Raw genomic sequence first — 19,784 nt, 5'->3', positions numbered from 1 at the left:
CGATTATGAGAAAGATTTTTTATTCTGTAGCCGCCTTGGCTACATTGAATTGTTCGGTGTGGGCAAAGGGGAAAGAGACTAAGAATGTATTGTTTATTTTGGTAGACGATATGCAGAAAACCTGCATTCATGCCTATGGCAATAACCAGGTCGTATCCCCTAATATCGACAGGATCGTCGATCAGGGTATTTCCTTTATGCATACCTATACGAACGGTTCTTTGGGAGGTGCTTTGTCGATGCCGAGCCGTGCCATGATCATGACGGGTAGAGGTGTCTATGAGGTAAGTGGAGACGGTGCGGTGATTCCGGAACAACAAGTTACCTTGCCGGAATTGTTGCGGTCTAACGGTTATGAAACGTTTGCCACAGGGAAATGGCATGCAGATCCCTTGTCGTTTAACCGTTCATTTGCCAAGGCAGAAAATATTTTCTTCGGAGGAATGCATTCGTATGCAACGGACGGGCATGTATCTCCCCGTCTGAATCATTATGATCCGGAAGGAAAATATGAAAAGACCTTTATCGGAGATAAGTTCTCATCAGAAATGTTTGCCGATGCTGCTGTCGATTATCTGAATAAAAGAAGTAAGAATGATAAACCGTTCTTCGCCTTTGTTGCTTTTACTTCTCCGCACGATCCGCGTATGAAGCATCCAGAATACGGACATCACTATAATCCGGAAGATATGGAGCTGCCTGTTAATTTCCTGCCGCAGCATCCGTTTGACAACGGTGAGTTAAAAATTCGTGATGAGGTATTGTTACCCTTCCCGAGGACAGAGGCCATGATGAAAAAAGATTTGGCTGATTATTATGGAATGATCAGTGAAGTCGATACGCAGATCGGACGTATTATGAAAACTCTGAAGGACAAAGGAGAGTTGGATAATACCATCATTGTTTTTGCTTCTGATAACGGTTTAGCGGTAGGACGTCACGGACTTCTTGGCAAACAGAACTTGTATGAGCATAGTGTCTGTGTACCGATGGCTATGGTTATTCCCGGCATGGAACAAGGTACCCGGAAAGATGTGGATTGTTACCTGTACGATATCTATCCGACCCTTTGTGATCTTCTGAATATTAAGCCGGCAGAATCTGTTACAGGAAAATCGCTGGTTCCGGTATTGAATGGGTCGGAAAAACACAGGGATCAATTGTTCCTGGCCTACAACAGTTTCCAGAGAGCTCTGGTGAAAGATGGTTGGAAATACATTATTTATAATGTGGATGGTGCCGTTACGGAACAGCTGTTCAACCTGCAGACAGACCCGGATGAAATGGTGAACCTGGCTTCTGATGCAAAATACGATTTCAAAAAACAAGCTTACAAGCGTATTTTGAAAGAAGAGATGAAAAAGAACAATGATTTCTGTAATCTGGATTTACATTACTGGATGGGAAGACCGGGAAAGATGTCCTGGGATGAAGCTTCTAAATTGTATGTTTATTGATCTGATCTGACTTCAATTTCATATTTAGAGAACCGTATGTTTTCTTTAGCGCAATTTTATATTGTCGAAAAAGAAAGCGTACGGTTTTTCCGCATACCTATGCGGCTTTATGGAGATAATCATGTATATTTGCAAGTTATAAAAGATATCTCGGGCATATTTCGGATATCATTTAACGAGGATTTATATGGCAAAGAAAGCAACTACAACAAAACAAAATAGTAACAACGAACCTGGTAAGTTAGCCTTGATGAAGATGTTCTTCACCAACGAACGTACCCGTTTTATTACCGGATTGGTAATAGCTATTATTACCATTTATATCGGATTATCCCTGATCTCTTTCTTCTTCACGGGAGGAGCGGATCAAAGTAAGATCGAGAATGTCCCGTTATCGGATTTGCTGACGAACAGAGGTTCGGTTGAGAACTGGACGGGGGTGCGGGGAGCTGTCCTGGCAGACCTGTTGATGAACCGCTGGTTTGGTATCTCTTCGTTTATGATCCTGTTTTTCCTAGGATCGGTCGGAGCGAAGCTGATGAATCTGCGCAGGGTGTCGTTGTTGAAGCGTTTCCTATTCTGCGCGGCTATGCTTGTTTGGGGATCGCTGTTCTTTGCTTTCGTTTTTATCAGCGGATATGAAGATACTTTTATTTATCTGGGAGGACAACACGGGTATTACCTGTCTGAAATGATGATTACCAATATCGGTATCCCCGGAACCATCCTGTTACTGGCCGGTATTTTCCTGATCATTGCCATATTCAGCAGCAAGAAAACGATACCGTTCCTGCAAAGCCTGCTTTCTTTCGGTTGGTTGAAGAACCGTCTGAAAAGAGAAAAGAAAGAAGATACAGAAGACGATACGACTTCGGAAGACGATACCGCATCCGAACATCTTATTGCCGACCAGCCGGACGAACGACCGGAAACGGATGATTTTGTTTTTGATACGGCAAAAGAAATGGAGTCTGCCGACGAGGTGGAACGCTACCGTAAGCCTGAACCGCGTACTGAAACCTATTCGAATATATCCAACGACGATACATTTGAAGTAACAGTCCCACAGGAGGAAGAAGCGTATGATATTCCGGATGCGGGAAATCAACCCGATGATCCGGAAGACCTTCCGGGAGATCCTCGCTTTACAGTCGAGGTTCCGACCGGTGACGACGAAGTGTATGATGCCTCTGCTTTGGGTGATTATGACCCGAAACTGGATTTGTCCAACTTCCGTAATCCACCGATCGAACTGCTGAAAAAATACGATGTGAGCGAACATCAGGTCGACATGGAAGAACAGATGGCTAACCAGAAACGTATCAAACAGACTTTGGAAAGTTTCGGTATCAGTATCTCTTCTATCAAGGCGACAGTGGGTCCGACCATTACATTATATGAAGTAATTCCGGATACCGGTGTCCGTATCTCGAAGATCAAGAACCTGGAAGATGATATTGCCCTGAACCTGTCGGCTTTGGGTATCCGTATCATTGCCCCGATGCCGGGTAAGGGAACGATCGGTATCGAGGTTCCGAACAAAGACCCGCAGATCGTATCCATGCAGTCGGTGGTGGCTTCTCGCAAATTCCAGGAGTCCAAATATGACCTGCCGGTAGTATTGGGTAAGACGATTACCAACGAGATATTTATGTTCGACCTGTGTAAGATGCCTCACTTATTGGTGGCCGGTGCTACCGGGCAAGGTAAGTCAGTCGGTCTGAATGCAGTGATAACCTCTTTATTATATAGAAAGCATCCGTCGGAATTGAAGTTTGTTCTGGTCGACCCGAAGATGGTAGAGTTCGGAATCTATTCGGACCTGGAACGTCATTACCTGGCAAAATTGCCTGATGCGGACAAGGCGGTGATCACAGACTGTACGAAGGTGATTATGACGCTGAACTCCGTTTGTAAGGAAATGGACGACCGTTATGAATTGCTAATGAAAGCGCATGTGCGTAATATAAAGGAATATAACGCTAAATTTACCTCCCGTCACCTGAATCCGGAGAAAGGACATAAGTTCATGCCGTTTATCGTGGTGATTATCGACGAGTTCGGCGACCTGATCATGCAGGCAGGTAAAGAGATCGAAACACCGATTGCCCGTATCGCACAGAAAGCACGTGCCGTCGGTATCCATATGATCATTGCAACGCAGCGTCCGTCTACCAATATCATTACCGGTATCATCAAGGCGAACTTCCCGGCCCGTATGGCATTCCGTGTGATGCAGATGGTCGACTCGCGTACGATCCTGGATGCACCCGGTGCCAACCAGTTGATCGGTCGTGGTGACTTGCTGTTCTCGCAAGGTGGAGAAACAAACCGCGTGCAGTGTGCCTTTGTCGATACTCCGGAAGTAGAACAGATCGTAAACTATATCTCCGGCCAGGCCGGTTATGCTACCGCCTTCCTGTTGCCCGAATATGTGGGAGAAGGTGGCGAAGATAAAGCTCCGGGTTCTGTCGACCTGTCGGATCGCGATCCATTGTTTGATGAGGCTGCCCGCCTGATCGTTATCCAGCAACAGGGTTCCACTTCGCTTATCCAGCGTAAGTTCGCGATCGGTTACAACCGTGCCGGACGCCTGATGGATCAGTTGGAAGCGGCAGGAATCGTAGGACCGTTTGAAGGAAGCAAGGCTCGTCAGGTCTTGATCCAGGACGAGTATAATCTGGAACAGTTACTGAACTCTTTGAAATAATCGTTATTTATGGAAAGAGAAAGAAAGATAAAGATATGGCGGAAGATCGCCTTTATAGGTTTGTTATTATGTCTCCTTTTCGGTGTCAGAGTGATAAGCAGGGCACAAAATCCGGTATCGATTCTCGATAAGGCAGCTTCTGCCTACGAAAATTCCAATGGCATCTCTGCTTCCTTTGCTTTGAATACCCGTTCCGATATGCAGAAAATGTCGGAAAGTTTCGAAGGAACGATCAATATGAGAGGGGATAAGTTTACCTTGGTCACTCCGGATATGATTACCTGGTTTGATGGGAAGACGCAATGGAGCTACGTGGAACGTAACGATGAAGTGAATGTCAGTACCCCTTCCGGAGAAGAATTGCAGTTTACCAATCCCGCCATTTTATTACGTGTATATAAGAAGGGTTTTACTCCTAAATATATCGGGGAAAGTACGGCAGCGAACGGAAAAGCGGCTTACGATATAGAACTGACGCCAAAGAAGAAAGGAGATATCATCCGGGTGGAATTGCAGATCGAAAAGTTCTCGAACTTCCCGGCTGCAATCAAAGTCGAAGCAAAAAACGGCATTACCAATACGATCCATATCAGTAAACTGAAAACGGGTGTAAACCAACCGGACGACTTTTTTGTTTTTAAGGAAGGTGACTATCCGGATGCAGAGGTGATCGATCTCCGTTAAAAGACAGTAGAGTGATTCCTTAGATTAATTATCAATTATCAATAAATAAACGCTATGAGCAATTCAACAAATGAAAAGGTCCGTTGCCTGATTATAGGTTCCGGTCCTGCAGGATATACAGCAGCAATTTATGCTTCTCGTGCAAACTTATCACCCGTATTGTATGAAGGTATTCAACCGGGCGGACAGCTTACGACAACAACGGAAGTGGAGAACTTCCCAGGTTATCCGGAAGGTATCACCGGTCCGGAACTGATGGAAGACCTGAAGCAGCAGGCATTGCGTTTTGGTGCGGATATTCGTTTTGGAATTGCTACGGAAACCGATCTTTCCGCTGCTCCTTACAAGGTGACGATCGACGGTGAAAAAGTAATTGAAACGGAAGCCCTGATCATTGCAACCGGTGCGACTGCCAAGTATCTGGGTATCCCCGACGAACAAAAATATGCAGGAATGGGTGTTTCTGCCTGTGCTACCTGCGACGGTTTCTTCTACCGTAAGAAAGTCGTTGCTGTTGTAGGAGGTGGAGATACAGCTTGTGAGGAAGCTGTTTACCTGGCCGGATTGGCAAAGCAGGTGTACCTGATCGTCCGTAAGTCTTATCTGCGTGCCTCCAAAGTGATGCAGGAGCGTGTATTCAATACGCCGAACATTATGGTATTGTTCGAACACAACACGATCGGCCTGTTTGGCGAAAATGGTGTGGAAGGTGCTCACCTGGTAAAACGGATGGGGGAATCGGATGAAGAAAAGGTGGATATTGCCATCGATGGTTTCTTCCTGGCTATCGGTCATAAACCGAACTCGGATATATTCAAACCGTGGATCGAAACCGATGAGGTAGGATATATCAAGACAATACCCGGAACGCCGCGTACAAAAGTGGCAGGTGTCTTCGCAGCCGGCGATGTGGCCGATCCTCATTACCGTCAGGCTATTACTGCTGCCGGAACAGGTTGTCAGGCGGCTATCGAGGCTGAGCGGTATTTGTCGGAAATTGGAAAATAACGAAAAAGTACTACCTTTGCCCGCTGAATAAATAAGTGGAAATGAGAAAGTATTGCCTGTTATTCCTGGTCCTTTTATTGCTTCATTCGATTGGAGCAGTTGAATCTCCGAAGCACGAGATACGTGCTGTCTGGCTAACTACCGTCTATGGACTGGACTGGCCTAAAAAGCCGGCTACAACGGAAGCGGGAAGAAAGGCCCAGCAACAGGATTTATGCAATATACTCGACCGGTTGGCTGATGCGAATTTCAACACCGTATTTCTGCAAGTTCGTTTGCGGGGGGATGTTATTTACCGTTCGGCAATAGAACCGGCATCCAAAACTTTCTCAGGTAAATATGGAACAATGCCCGGATACGATCCGTTGGCTTTTGCGATAGAAGAATGTCACAAACGGGGGATGGAATGCCATGCCTGGTTTGTGACATTTCCTGTTGGTACGGAGAAAGCTGTAAAAGAACAAGGTAAATTATCTGTTGTAAAACGCCATCCGAAACTGTGTAAACGTCATAACGGGGAATGGTATCTGGATCCGGGTGTGCCGGAGACTGCCGATTATATTTTATCTCTGGTAAAGGAGGTGGTGAACGGATATGATATCGACGGGATCCAGTTTGACTATATCCGTTATCCGGAGCAGGCCAAGAGTTTCCCGGATAAAGCCGTTCATAACAAATACGGTAAATCGCAAAAACTGCCTGACTGGCGGCGCGAGAATATCAATAAAATGGTTTATCGTATCTATGACTGGGTGAAACTGGTTAAGCCTTGGGTGCAGGTCAGCAGCTCGCCGTTGGGTAAGTATAACCGGATCGAACGGGTTCCCAATGCAGGCTGGACAGCTTATGAAAGTGTCTTCCAGGATCCCAAGATGTGGATGCAGAAAGGAAAGCAGGATATGATCGTTCCGATGATGTATTATCTGCATGAAAACTTCTTCCCGTTTGTAGACAACTGGGTGGAGAATTGTAACGGGCGCCTGGTCGTGCCGGGACTGGGAGCTTACCGTATGGAGAAGAATGAAGCGGACTGGACGGTAAATGATATTACCGACCAGATTGATTACAGCCGTTATTATGGAGGTGCAGGCTGTACCTTTTTCCGTTGCGAGAATGTGTTGGATAATTCGAAAGGACTTTATGATGAGTTGAAAGATAATTATTATAAATTCCCGGCCCAGCTATTGCCTCTCACCTGGTTGAGCGATAGGGTGCCCGCTGCTCCGGCAGAGATCCGTGTGGAGAAGGAGGGAAGCGACCTGAAACTGTCCTGGCAGAAACCACCGGTGGAGAAGGAAGATCTGACTTATACGGTTTATTATTCATTGACGGACTCTATCGATACGTCGTCGGCTAAATCTATTTTGGCTACCGGAGTGCGGGATACGGTACTTTATCTTCCGGTTGCCCCGAATGCGGAGAGAGGATATAGCTTCAGCGTTTCGGCTTCCACCCGCTACCATATCGAGAGCGCTGTGTCTCCTGATACTTATTATTATCTTTCCGAATTTCCTAAATAATATTAACGGTTAGGAGCGGATAGGTGAAAGCACTATCTTTGTGTCGAATGAAAAATACTGTAACATATCTGTTTATCGTTTTTCTGGCGACTCTTATTTTTTATGGAGGTGCCGGAGTGAACCTGATTACCTATTGCTGCGGTGATTGCCGTACCGAAGGAGTTGCAGTATTATTGAATGATAACTGTTGCGAAGTACACGAACATGGCTGTTGCAATGCCACCGATGAATCTTCGGTTTGCCACTCCGGCTGCTGCGAAGATGATTGCTGTGGCCTGGAACGGATCAGTTTCGACTGGAGCAGTTCCAATAATCCGATAGTAGAATTACAACCGGCAGTGACCGACCTTATGTCGTTTGCTTCTCCAATAGCCTCACTCGTTCCGGTTCCTTCCATAAAAGAATATATTGCACAGGATCAGGATGGCCCTCCCATTGTCTGCCCGCGTATTTACCTGAATTTACTTACTACCTTATTGATTTAGATTGTCATTGTGCTTTTGCGGCAGCAATGTCTCTGCGATGTCACAACAGTGCCACGTAGATGACAATGTTTTGCCACGCTGTTGGCAAAAGCTTTCACTCAGGACAAAGCAGGCCTAACGTTACGGGTCTGTTTGGACATACCTTCTTACTGAATCAAAATGTAAAGCAATGTTGAAACAATTCTATATTACTCTATTTATACTATTCTCCGCCATCGCAGCCCGGGCGGAAGAAGTGAAAGGGCATGTGTTTGATGATAATAACCAGCCGATAATCGGTGCCAATGTTTATTGGGAAGGAACCCAACAGGGAACCACCACTGATGTAGACGGTGCTTTCGAACTGGCTACGAGAAAAAGTTCCAATAATCTGGTCGTTAGTTATATCGGCTATACAACTTTCACGATGCAGGTAACAAATCCGAAGGAACCGTTACGGATTATCTTGAAAGGCGAAGTAGCCCTGGAAGAAGTCGTGATCAGCGAACGTAAAATGGGAACGATCGCCTCCCGCACCAGTGTGTTGCAGACGCAGAAGATCACCTATGATGAAATATGCCGTGCCGCCTGTTGTAACCTGGCGGAGAGTTTCGAGACTAACCCATCTGTCGATGTGTCGTATGCCGATGCTGCGACCGGTGCCCGGCAGATCAAATTGCTGGGGCTGTCCGGAACGTATGTGCAGATGCTGACGGAGAATTATCCGAACTTCCGTGGAGCCGCCTCCCTGTACGGGTTGGATTATGTGCCGGGTGCCTGGATGGAAAGCATACAGGTTTCCAAAGGTACTTCATCGGTAAAGAACGGGTACGAAGCCCTTGCCGGACAGATCAATGTGGAATTTAAAAAGCCTCCTACGGCGGATATCTTTTCAGTGAATTTATTCGGAAGCGATGCCGGACGTTATGAAGGAAATGCAGATGCCTCCTGGCATATTAACGATAAAGTATCGACCGGTTTGCTGGTTCATTATTCCAATGACAAAAAACAACATGACGGCAACGACGACGGCTTCCTGGATACTCCGTTGAAAGAGCAGGTCAACCTGATGAACCGCTGGTATCATAAACTGGATAATTATGTAGCCCAGTACGGAGCCCGCTACCTGCACGAAAACCGTACCGGCGGACAGGCTACCAAACATCATGACTTTGCCGATCCGTATCAGGTTCATCTGGAGACGAACCGGGCTGAACTCTTTACCAAGCAAGCCTATATCATCGATAAGGAAAAGGTGGAGAGTGTAGCCATGATCCTTTCCGGCTCTTATCATGAACAGAAATCCATGTACGACCGTACGCCTTATAATGTCTATCAGAATAATGTGTATGCCAGCTTGTTGTATGAGAAAGAGTTTTCTCCGGCACATAGCCTGAGCACCGGCTTGAGCATGAATTACGACGGCTTCGATGAAAACCTGTTGCAGGATGGTACGCGTAAGGTCTTCGACCGTACGGAAGTTGTCACCGGAGCTTATGCACAGTACACTTACAATCTGAACGATAAACTGATCCTTCTGGGAGGTATCCGTGCCGATTACAGTTCTTTGTATGATTTCTTTGTCACCCCTCGCATACATATTAAATATAATCCGTTCGACTGGTTCCATATCCGTGCCTCGGCCGGTAAAGGGTTCCGTACGGCCAATATCCTGGCAGAGAATAATTTCCTCTTGTCGAGTAGCCGTAAGATGAATATTGCCGAGAACCTGGATCAGGAAGAAGCCTGGAATACCGGCTTGAACCTGTCTTTTTATATCCCCCTGTTCGGAAAAGAATTATCTTTGAACGGGGAATGGTATTATACCGATTTCCGGAAACAGGTGGTGGTCGATATGGATAGCGATGCGCATGCCGTCAGCTTCTATAATCTGGACGGAAAATCTTATTCCAACAGTTTCCAGGTGGAAGCGACCTATCCTTTCTTCCGGGGATTTACCCTGACTGCGGCTTATCGTTACACGGATGCCAAGACGGATTACCGGAATGCAGAAGGGGTAACGCAACGGCTGAAGAAACCGCTGGTCAGTGATTATAAAGGACTGGTGACGGCTTCTTATCAGACCCCGTTGAAGAAATGGCAGTTCGACCTGACCGGACAGTTTAACGGGGGAGGGCGTATGCCGACTCCGGATGCTACCAATCCGTTGTGGGAACCGAACTTTAATGCATATACCGTTGTCAATGCACAGATCACCCGGTATTTCCGTCGTTGGTCTGTCTATATCGGGGCGGAAAACTTGTTTGACTACAAGCAATCTCATCCGATCATCGATGCGGAGAACCCGCGTGGAGATAATTTCGACGGTTCGATGGTGTGGGGCCCCGTTCACGGACGAAAGATATATGCCGGCTTACGTTTTAACATCAGCCGCGATTAAAAAACAAGATAAATTATTTACCAATTAATACAAATACATTATGAAACAGTTAGTAGTAGCATTGATTTGTGCCGTATTTACTTTCTCTACGGCTTATGCACAGGATGCAAAAAAGAAAAAAGACACAGTGACTTTTTTTGTTGAAGAGATGGAATGTGCCAATTGCCAGAAGAAGGTAGAAAAGAATATAGCTTTCGAGAAAGGAGTGACAGATTTGAAATGCGATTTGAAAACCCGCACGGTGAACGTTACCTATAAAACAGATAAGACTTCCAAGACAAAATTGGCTTCAGCCTTTAAAAAGATTGGAATGGAAGCTGTGCCTGTCGATGACGGTGCCGGCTGTCCGGTTAACCCTGCGAAAAAAAATTAAGCAGTCTATCTCCGTTAACATGGAAATTCGTTAGAACATCTTATCTTTGCAAAAGCATACCTGTTGGGGCGGATCTATGTGTCCGCCCCTTTTATGGAAAAAAAGTTCATGAAACATGCAGCGTTTTGCACCAGAATAACATCATTATAGTTGAATGGACGAGTCACAACTGATAAGGGGTTGTAGGAAGGGGGACAGGCTGGCTCAGAAAGAGCTTTACGAGAGGTATTCCCGCAAAATGATGGGAGTTTGTCTGCGTTATGTGAACGACAGGGAGACTGCCCGCGATTTGTTGCAGGATGGTTTTGTAAAAGTTTTTACCAGTATGGACTCTTATTCGGGAGCCGGTTCATTCGAGGGGTGGATGCGAAAGATCTTTGTAAATTGTGCATTGGAGTATTTGCGTAAGTCAGATGTATTGCGCGAGTCGACCGATCTGGATAACACGGCGGAATTGATTCAGCCGGACAGTTCGGTTATATCGAGTATGTCGGCAGCGGAGCTGATGACATTGGTACATGAGTTGCCAACCGGTTTCCGTACGGTATTCAACCTGTTCGCAATTGAAGGGTATTCTCATAAAGAGATCAGTGAGATGTTGAATATTACGGAAAGTACGTCACGTTCACAGTTCACGCGCGCCAAACAGATGTTACAGAAGAGGATTAACGCTTTGTATTGAAAGGAAAGAATGAAAAAGGAAAGAGATACATTTGATGATATGTTCCGCTCGAAGTTGCAGGATTTCGAAGTGGATACGATGCCGGAAGACTGGGGGGCTATTGCCGATCGTTTACCGGTAAAAGCACCGGTATCTTTCCGTCGAACGCTCCGTTACTGGGCTGCTGCGGCAGTCATTTCATTACTGATGATAACGGGAGGCGTTTATATGTTTAAATCGGAGAGGGAGGTAGCTCCGATAGCAGAGAAGATCGAGAAGGAAACAAAGAAGGTGGAGACTGAGCTGGCTAAAGATGTTGAAGCTCCGGTTGCTCAGATAGAGGAAAAAATAACCGTATCTCCTGTGGCAGCAGTGCAACAGCCGGCTGTAGTACGGTCAACATACAAAGCTGCCGTAAAGGTTGCTCATACTGAACCTGCCGTTATTTCTTCAGATGATGATTTGGAGGAGCAAGCAGAAGTAATAACCGATCCGGATGAAGACTCTGTTGTGGTTGATAGAGAAGAGGTTGTGCAGGATCATCCGGAAGTGGGTTCTATTGATACCCGGTCGTTGATAGCTGATGCTGCTCCGGTCGGAAAAGTGGAAAAGGAGGCTGCTCCGCGTAAGTGGGGATTCGGTATGGGAGGTGGTAGTGTTACAACCGGAACAAATAATTCGTTGAACACCTATGCCTTGAAGAATACAATGATGACGGATCAGGAGTTGTTGTTCCTGAACTCTCCTAATTTTGAGAACAGTTCATTACCGAAGACGAACATACATCATAAAACTCCCGTGTCCGTAGGTTTTTCAGTAAGTCGTTATTTGAATAACCGGTTTGCATTGTCGACGGGATTGAATTATACGTTTCTGTCTTCTACCTGGGATGTGGATGCTCCGGTCTATTATAATAAGACAGCCCAAAAGCTCCATTTTATCGGTATTCCGGTTTCTCTGTCCTATAAAATTGCAGAATGGAACCGTTTTCAGGTATATGCAGCGGCAGGTGTTATGACGGAAGTCAATGTATCAGGAAAGCTGATTACGGAAAAATATTCAGGTAAAGAGTTATACGAAAAAGAGAGTGAGCATATTCGTATGAAGGAATGGTTGTGGTCTGTCAACGCCCGTGCAGGTGTGAGTTACCCGTTGCTTCGTTTTGTAAGCCTTTATGCTGAGGCAGGAGTAGACTACTATTTCGATAACGGTAGTACAATCGAAACCGTACGTTCCGAAAAACCATTTAATGTAAGTCTCCAGGCCGGATTCCGTCTGGGTTTCTAAATAAAACAAATACTAATAACATAAAATAAAAAGAACAGAAAAATGAAGAAACTTAAGTTTTTAAGTGCAGTAGCCATGGCTACGGTTTTGTTGACCTCTTGCTTGGATGGGGGAAAGAATGAGCAGAGTGGTGTTTCTTATGGTGTAGTAGGTTTTTCTACGGATGCTATGGGGTATGTTGCTTATACAGCTGATGAAGTTCCGGTATATGCTTCTGGTTTTAATAACCTAAAGGATGATGAATGTGTCTTTTTTGCGTTCAACATTAATTATGATGATCCGGCTAATAATAGTGGAAAAAAATATTTAACGGCTACTGTTTCTCAATATTCCAGGTTGAATAATACTGGTAGGGTAGAACCAGTTGATACAGCTAAGACATCCCCGACATCAATTAAACAGGGGGAAATAACAGCTGTGGATGCAGGGATCGTGACTACGGGTGCATATAGTGCTACTATAAAAGATTTTTTATTCTTAGGTTCTAGCCATGAAAAATCGGCAAACGATCAGACAAACGAGTATTTTCTGCAGATTGATCCTTCTCAGGAACCACAAGTTGTAGACGGTAAAAATATTTATGATTTCTTTTTGCGTGTAGTAAAGAAAGAAGATGGTAAAAATACAATTGGGACTTCTGTATTTAACTATGCAATTCGTGCGGGTAATTATATATCTTCATTAGAAGCTAAGGAAAAATCAAAAGGAAGTGAAACTTTCAACTTTAGAATTAATTATATCAAAGAATTTAATAAAGATACAACAGAAGCTACATGGACTAAGTCGAAAGTTTTTTCATATATGATCAATAAAGAAACGAATAAATAAGAAACTGATAATTTATGTAAAAAGGAGCTTGTTAGGGCTCCTTTTTTTATTGGGTAATCAATCGATAAACTTTTTGACTTGCTGTAAAAGAGCCCCTTTCTCCATCACACCTGAAGTCCGCCAAACAGCTTCTCCCTTTTTGAAGATGATTAATGTGGGTACTGACTGAATGCGGTACTCGTTGGCAACAGCTTCATTTTTGTCAACATCGATTTTCAGAACACGTGCCTGTCCGATTAATTCTTTTCCGAGAGCTTCTATCGTTGGACTCATCACTTTACAAGGGCCACACCAAGTCGCGAAAAAGTCTACTAATACAGGTTTATCTCCGTTTATAATATCTTTGAAAGTTTCCATATTGTTTTTCTATTTATAACAATTGGAATGTAATGCTTGTTCATCGAACAGATGAAGCCGGTTATTTTATTTCATTAATAACGGTTTCGCTGTTTTCAAAAACGATAAATATGCCTTCCCATTTGCCTTCTTTCTCATAGCTATCAATACCTTCTTTCTCAACAAAACGGATTCGATATGTCGCTTTTATCTTTTTCATTGTAAAAGTTGAGCTGTTTCGTAACTCACATGAGGGAGCTAACGATATTGTTTCTGTAGTTGTTCTGTTTGGAGGAAGAGGTGTTTTTTCATTTTTGAAAGGTGCTTTTCTATCTCCAATGAAATATTTGTATTCAGAAGATAACAATTCGAATACATCAGGAAAAGCGATCGTTATCTCTTCTTCCGGCAAATAAGGCAATATATTTTCATCAATGAAAAACTGAGAGGATTCTTCTACTTTTTCAGATGAATTAATAACAATGTCTTTTGTTGTATTCCCTGTATTACGGAAAACCTGTTCAGGTGTTTTTATTTCAAAAAGTTCTTCTCCGTCACCTTCCTGCAAAGCCCACATGATAGAACTAAATTCATATTGTTTTTCTTCGATTAGTTCTTCGTCATTGTCTTTGCTACATGCAATAAACAAAAAAACAGATAATAATAAAAATAGCGATCCGATTATATTCTTCATGGCCTCTGTGAAATTGATTGTATGCAAATGTATATAAGATAATTGCATATCAATGGATTAAATGTAAATTTTATGGACTTTTAAGGTTGTTGATACAAATTATACTTCTATAAAATCGTTCTTAATACTTTCAATCAATTTTTCATTGATATCCAATTCCTTTGCATAATCCTCGAAATTAGCGATCGCATTGGAAACACCATTAATTAATGCTTTATAATCTTGTATATCGTTATTTAAAGCTATAGTTTCAAAATCTTCATAGGTAATGTCTTCGTTTTTACCATTAACAGTTAATGAGTGCCTGTTTGAATATGGAGGAGCAGTTGGATCTACGCTGTAAGTTAAATCGTATGCAGGTGATAGCCGCCATGCACCCTCACGATTCATACAAAACGAAAAGTTTTTAGAATGATCATCGACATTCCGGGTGATAACATTAAATATCATTCGCAAGTATTGTTGTTTACTATCCTCATAGCGTAGATTCAGTCGCCGGATTACTGCAAAAATATCTTCATAACTATCACTTGTCGGTGACATAGCTGCTAGTGTTTGTGTATGTATTTTTTTGTTCCCATAGGTTATTATTTACTTAGTTTTTTAAATAAGCTCCGTGGGCTTTCCGGTAATTCCGGCAATAGTTTCTCTATTTCATCCAGACTGTCGATTGCCCGTAGCAATTTTATAAACGAAGCCAATGTAATACCGGTAGAAGAACCGTTCTCAAAGGAACTTATGGTAAACACGCTCAGTCCTGATTTCTCAGCAACTTCTTTTTGTGTGTACCCCATCCGTTTTCGGTAGTCACTATACCGTTTTCCCAATTCCCGAATTATATCACTTCCTGATTTTTCATATAGTTCACTATACATACTTTCTCTTGTTTGCTTACAAATATAGGTAAATCTATAATAGTATCGAATAATTATGAGAAAATATAGATATATCTGTTATTGGTCGAGCTTAATCGATGTTATTCTCTTGAAATGCTTTACAAAGATATGAAGTGGATATGGAGCGGATGGACTGGATGGAACCCAATGGGAATAATAGTTGGTTTTCCGGAAGTTTTTTAATTGATTTCCGTCTATAAAAACAATTGTATTTGTGTTCAAAAGCAATTGTTTTTCAAATCAAATACAATTGTATTTGTAACTGAAAACTATTGTCTGTGTAAACTCTGAAATAAAACAGGCAGTTTTCAGTAATACGGGGATAGGGAAGATTGCCTGATTTGCCAGGCAAAATGAAATGTCTTCTTTGAATCCTTTTAAAACTGAAAAATGGCGATAGCCTTATATAATCTTTATAAAGAATATTCTTTCTATATTAAAAGAGAAAAATAAAGCTATCAACGAACTCTAATATGAGCGTATATTAATTGTTAGTTAGTCAGCATGTTAGCATGACCTTTTCGTAATAAAACGCTAATATGAAAATTTGCCAACAATATCGGTACAGCGAGAGGTGTGTAATGTGCTGGAAAATAGGCTATTGTGTTTTTTTTGTCGCTATAGTCGGAGAAAGAATAATCTTTCCGCTGATGTTTTGTTAACTTTGTATGAATAAACCGCGCTATAACCAAATGTCGGGTAAATGTCGGGTGAAAGTTCGCTGCTTTATTTGTTGAATGTTTGAGTTATGCATAATCTTGTCGAAAATTTGAATGAAGATGAAACAGCCGGAATTAGGTAAGTACATTGCAGGGCTTCGGGAAACGAAAGGGTTGACCCAAGAGGAACTGGTAAGTAGATGTAATATTAGTGTCCGAACTTTGCAACGTATCGAGTCAGGTAAAGTGGTACCAAGAAGTTACACATTGAGGCTAATTGCTACTGCACTGGATTGTGATTTGTTAGCTGTTCCGGAGGTTCAGGAAATTGGTAAAGCTGAACTCCCGGTTCATTTGTCATTCAAATCTGTTTTGAAAGATTTGTTTAACTTAAAAGTACACACAATGGCAAAATTATCAGTTTTAACAACGGCATGTCTGGCTATAGGTTTCAGTTTGTATACTGTCGGTTCCAAATGTAACGCACAGCAAATGATGAAAATGAATTTTGTAACAGACAATACCGGAGGATTTGAGGTACAACTTCCTCGCGGACTCCCCGGTTATGGAAGTTATATAAATAATGATACCGTTTTTATCAGGGCGGGGGAAGATTTGATCAAAGAGCATAAAGGATCTTTGTTTCTGAATAATGCTTTTGTTGGCCATGTACAGGAAAGTGATACGATAATATTTAAAAAGGGAAACCTATTTACTAAAAAGTCACTTATTATTAAGCCATATAGAATGAACGCTTCTTTGATATATAAAGATATTGTTTTTGTGACCCCTCAACCTATCAGTGGGTTTACCGATGATAATGGAGACACTTTCCGATCGGGGCCTCATACTTTTAAAGAAAGGGATAATCGAATATATCTGAATGATGTTTATCAGGGGGATGCTTTTGCAGGTGATACTGTTGTTTTATCCAGATCAGGTAAATTAGAGATTAGACGAAGTGTCCAGGAGAAATTAGATATATAATGAATATAGGTGGTGTTAGTAAAATACCGACACCACCTATGTTTTATACGTGTTGTTTAGAGTTGTTAAATGCCTTCATTCTCTATGAGTTTCCCTTTAAAGTCAAATTTTAGTTCTTCTCCGTTTGTTAACACGATTTGGTAGCCATAATCTACTACAGTTTCAACTTTTGTTATTTTTTCTTTTGCGTTAATTACCATATATTGATTTATTTCATCAGGCAAAACACTTAAAAGGGCCTCCGGAAATGGATGGCCATTCCCGTTAATTGTAAGCCATTGATAATATTTGTTCATAGTAATAACGAATCCATTAGGAAGCTCAATCTTGAAAATCAGTTTAGTGTAATCGTCTGGAGTACTGACTTTTTTGGATGTGATACCAACAAAATATTTATTTATAAACTCATCTATCTTATCTAATTCAATAGTTATATGTTCTTTCTCCGGATCAATTACTACCTGGAGTGTTTTGCTAACCCGGATAGTGTATTGCGTAGAATGAGCTAGCAAGATTGCCGTTATTTGAGCTTCTGGGTAACGGCTTGTGAGATACTCTTTTACCTTTGTAGGTAAGGATTCTATAATGGAAGTCGGTAATAGTTTTCCATAACCGTCAAGTTCTTTCCAATTATTATTAATATCAAATTCCAGTTTAATGTTTCCATTTAACCAAACTATGTAATTATAATCAGTATCCTCATTGATGGAGGTGTTTTTTATTATGGTCTGATACTTTGCTTCTGGAAAATGATGAGATATGAATTGTTTTATTGATGTAGGTAGTTCATCCAGGCTGTTTATATCCAGTGTTTCTCCCAGGAATATACATTGATATGTCTGAAATGCAAGTTCCTTGTTGCTTTGTAATGTAAATATATTACCGAAAAAAGTAGGGGTGATTCCTATTATAGGATCATTGGGGTAATTTTTCCGAATGTATTCACTCTCTTCTCCTGAAAAAAATAGATTTAATGATCCCGGAAATGTGCTGTTTGGAGAAGTAATATTTAACCAATCTCCGATTTGATTAAACGTAATACTGAGATCGTCCTGGAAATAGACTTTGTAGTTATCTCCATTTTCCGGATCGGTAGAAGTTATTTTCTCTATTTTGGAAGGAGATTGATCGGGAAGATGATAAGTTAAGAAATTCTGTGCTTCAATCGGCAATTGCTTTGTTTTTAAATTCTCATCATCATCATTTGAACATCCGCCGAAAAAAGTAATACAGAAGAGCGATAGAAGTAAACACTGTATAGATATCGATCTTTTCATGGCCTTAGAGTTTAATATTGATATTACAAATGTAGTCAAATAATAAGCCGGGAATAAATTGGGTATGTTAAATCTGACTAAATAAATTGCACGTTTGGCAAATGAATTGCAGAATAAGATGTGAAATTGAATTTGTCAGAATGTTATTTGGGTAAAAGAGGTAATACGTATATAAATTCACTACATTTACACGTCATTATTTGTCGGCAATAATAAAGTGACAAAACGACGACCTGCTCCTGTTAATTGATAATATCTAATTTGAAGTGAAGATACATATGGATACGGAATTTATAAACTTAACAACGGACAATCTTGCAGATGAGCATTTGTGTTGCATTATCCGTACTAAAAAGCTCCATCCCGGTGTTGAGGCAAAGCGGCAATGGCTTTCTGACCGGCTGAATGAAGGCCATGTCTTTAGAAAGTTAAATGCAAAGGCTACGGTTTTCATAGAGTATGCCCCTTTGGAAACAGCCTGGGTTCCTATAACGGGTGATAACTATTATTATATCTATTGCTTATGGATTTTGGGTAGTTACAAAGGGAAAGGGTATGGGAAATCGCTGATGGAGTATTGTATAGCCGATGCCAAAAAAAAGGGTAAATCCGGTATTTGTATGCTTGGAGCAAAAAAACAAAAATCCTGGCTTTCCGACCAGTCGTTTGCAAAGAAGTTCGGCTTTGAGGCTGTTGATGTTACCGATAATGGATATGAATTGCTGGCACTCTCTTTTGACGGAACAAAGCCGACGTTTGCGCAAAATGTCAGGAAACAAATGATTGAAAGTAAAGAACTGACAATTTATTATGATATGCAGTGTCCTTATATCGATCAAAAAATCGGAATTGTCAGACAGTATTGTGAAATGAATGATGTTCCTGTATCTTTCATCCAAGTGGATACCCTGCAAAAAGCCAAGGAGCTACCTTGTGTTTTCAACAACTGGGCAGTGTTTTATAAAGGACATTTTGAGACGGTGAATTTATTACAGGATGTCGCCAGCTTAATGAGAATACTCAAAAAGTAAAAACGTAATTCCTGCTTTTCCCTGTTGATTATTACCTCCATTGTGTATGTGATTTATAAATAAACAATAGATATGGAAACTGTAAGATTCGGATATATTCCAACCCATCCCGGCGAAGTGCTGAAGGACGAAATAGAATACCGCAAGATTTCACAACGGAAGCTGGCAGAGCAAATGGGCATCTCCTATAAAGCTCTCAACGACCTGCTGAACGGACGGCGCACGCTGACCATCATCACGGCTATGATGTTTGAGGCGGCATTGGATATACCCGCCGATTCACTGATGCGGCTGCAACTGAAATACAATATGCAGCAAGCGATGGGTGACCAGACCCTAATGGAGCGTTTGAACCAGATACGCAAATACGCCGCCCTGCTGTAAGGCTTTGGTGTACGGAAGAAACTTTCATCGGGAATGCTAAGGGGTGATCGGTTTTTTATACAAAAAAATAAGGTTTAGACCGAAGAATAAACTCCAGGTAACTTCTTGGATGAATGTATTTCATTTC

At 42.1% G+C, this 19,784-nt stretch carries 19 protein-coding genes; 14 read left to right on the top strand and 5 right to left on the bottom strand.

Annotated elements, in window-relative coordinates; all coding sequences use genetic code 11:
• Positions 1-5: 5 nt before the first annotated feature.
• The 11 genes from M1P97_RS24560 (at position 6) to M1P97_RS24510 (ending at position 13,393) form a co-directional block, all read left to right on the top strand.
• Positions 6-1,457 carry a sulfatase-like hydrolase/transferase gene (locus M1P97_RS24560; RefSeq protein ID WP_249390457.1) on the top strand — a complete coding sequence of 484 codons (1,452 nt, stop codon included), beginning with the start codon at positions 6-8 and terminating at the stop codon, positions 1,455-1,457.
• Between the two features lie 187 nt (positions 1,458-1,644).
• Positions 1,645-4,167, top strand: a complete 2,523-nt coding sequence (locus tag M1P97_RS24555) for an FtsK/SpoIIIE family DNA translocase (RefSeq protein ID WP_249390456.1) — start codon at positions 1,645-1,647, stop codon at positions 4,165-4,167.
• Between the two features lie 9 nt (positions 4,168-4,176).
• On the top strand, positions 4,177-4,851 hold the full coding sequence (locus tag M1P97_RS24550; protein WP_195371860.1) for a LolA family protein: 675 nt from the start codon (positions 4,177-4,179) through the stop codon (positions 4,849-4,851).
• A 54-nt stretch (positions 4,852-4,905) separates the two neighbouring features.
• A complete protein-coding gene (gene trxB, locus M1P97_RS24545) occupies positions 4,906-5,859 on the top strand; it encodes a thioredoxin-disulfide reductase (RefSeq protein ID WP_075556363.1) in 954 nt (317 codons plus the stop codon).
• 41 nt (positions 5,860-5,900) lie between these two features.
• A complete protein-coding gene (locus M1P97_RS24540; RefSeq protein WP_195371862.1) occupies positions 5,901-7,379 on the top strand; it encodes a glycoside hydrolase family 10 protein in 1,479 nt (492 codons plus the stop codon).
• A gap of 47 nt (positions 7,380-7,426) precedes the next feature.
• Positions 7,427-7,864 carry a hypothetical protein gene (locus M1P97_RS24535; protein WP_195371863.1) on the top strand — a complete coding sequence of 146 codons (438 nt, stop codon included), beginning with the start codon at positions 7,427-7,429 and terminating at the stop codon, positions 7,862-7,864.
• Positions 7,865-8,033: 169 nt separating this feature from the next.
• Positions 8,034-10,244 (top strand): TonB-dependent receptor, encoded by a 2,211-nt coding sequence (locus M1P97_RS24530; protein WP_195371864.1) that lies wholly within the window; start codon positions 8,034-8,036, stop codon positions 10,242-10,244.
• A 40-nt stretch (positions 10,245-10,284) separates the two neighbouring features.
• A complete protein-coding gene (locus M1P97_RS24525; protein WP_075556367.1) occupies positions 10,285-10,617 on the top strand; it encodes a cation transporter in 333 nt (110 codons plus the stop codon).
• A gap of 154 nt (positions 10,618-10,771) precedes the next feature.
• The gene (locus M1P97_RS24520) at positions 10,772-11,299 is read left to right on the top strand and encodes an RNA polymerase sigma factor (protein WP_195371865.1); all 528 of its coding nucleotides are present in this window, start codon (positions 10,772-10,774) and stop codon (positions 11,297-11,299) included.
• Positions 11,300-11,308: 9 nt separating this feature from the next.
• Complete coding sequence (locus M1P97_RS24515; RefSeq protein WP_249390455.1) at positions 11,309-12,565, top strand: porin family protein; 1,257 nt, start codon at positions 11,309-11,311, stop codon at positions 12,563-12,565.
• A gap of 42 nt (positions 12,566-12,607) precedes the next feature.
• Positions 12,608-13,393, top strand: a complete 786-nt coding sequence (locus M1P97_RS24510) for a BFO_2992 family lipoprotein (protein WP_195371867.1) — start codon at positions 12,608-12,610, stop codon at positions 13,391-13,393.
• Positions 13,394-13,450: 57 nt separating this feature from the next.
• Here the strand turns inward: M1P97_RS24510 and trxA are convergent, their stop codons facing one another.
• The 4 genes from trxA to M1P97_RS24490 all read right to left on the bottom strand — a co-directional run bounded on the left by trxA (position 13,451) and on the right by M1P97_RS24490 (position 15,298).
• Positions 13,451-13,750, bottom strand: a complete 300-nt coding sequence (trxA, locus tag M1P97_RS24505; protein WP_195371868.1) for a thioredoxin — start codon at positions 13,748-13,750, stop codon at positions 13,451-13,453.
• 61 nt (positions 13,751-13,811) lie between these two features.
• Entirely contained in the window at positions 13,812-14,423 is a 612-nt protein-coding gene (locus tag M1P97_RS24500; RefSeq protein WP_195371869.1) for a hypothetical protein, read from the bottom strand.
• Between the two features lie 99 nt (positions 14,424-14,522).
• On the bottom strand, positions 14,523-14,966 hold the full coding sequence (locus M1P97_RS24495) for a type II toxin-antitoxin system HipA family toxin (RefSeq protein ID WP_195371870.1): 444 nt from the start codon (positions 14,964-14,966) through the stop codon (positions 14,523-14,525).
• Positions 14,967-15,010: 44 nt separating this feature from the next.
• Positions 15,011-15,298 (bottom strand): helix-turn-helix domain-containing protein, encoded by a 288-nt coding sequence (locus M1P97_RS24490; RefSeq protein ID WP_195371871.1) that lies wholly within the window; start codon positions 15,296-15,298, stop codon positions 15,011-15,013.
• A gap of 800 nt (positions 15,299-16,098) precedes the next feature.
• On the opposite strand from M1P97_RS24490, the gene M1P97_RS24485 reads away from it, so the two are divergent.
• Positions 16,099-16,965: a helix-turn-helix domain-containing protein gene (locus tag M1P97_RS24485; RefSeq protein WP_195371872.1), complete on the top strand. Its 867-nt coding sequence runs from the start codon at positions 16,099-16,101 to the stop codon at positions 16,963-16,965.
• 65 nt (positions 16,966-17,030) lie between these two features.
• On the opposite strand, the gene M1P97_RS24480 is transcribed toward M1P97_RS24485, so the two are convergent.
• Positions 17,031-18,242 carry a PepSY-like domain-containing protein gene (locus M1P97_RS24480; RefSeq protein WP_249390454.1) on the bottom strand — a complete coding sequence of 404 codons (1,212 nt, stop codon included), beginning with the start codon at positions 18,240-18,242 and terminating at the stop codon, positions 17,031-17,033.
• Between the two features lie 278 nt (positions 18,243-18,520).
• On the opposite strand from M1P97_RS24480, the gene M1P97_RS24475 reads away from it, so the two are divergent.
• Positions 18,521-19,273 carry an N-acetyltransferase gene (locus tag M1P97_RS24475; RefSeq protein ID WP_249390453.1) on the top strand — a complete coding sequence of 251 codons (753 nt, stop codon included), beginning with the start codon at positions 18,521-18,523 and terminating at the stop codon, positions 19,271-19,273.
• 72 nt (positions 19,274-19,345) lie between these two features.
• Complete coding sequence (locus M1P97_RS24470; protein ID WP_249390452.1) at positions 19,346-19,657, top strand: HigA family addiction module antitoxin; 312 nt, start codon at positions 19,346-19,348, stop codon at positions 19,655-19,657.
• Positions 19,658-19,784 lie beyond the last annotated feature (127 nt).

Source organism: Parabacteroides leei (assembly GCF_023369805.1).
Taxonomy (GTDB): Bacteria; Bacteroidota; Bacteroidia; order Bacteroidales; family Tannerellaceae; genus Parabacteroides; species Parabacteroides leei.
This window is presented reverse-complemented; position numbering and strand designations above follow the sequence as displayed.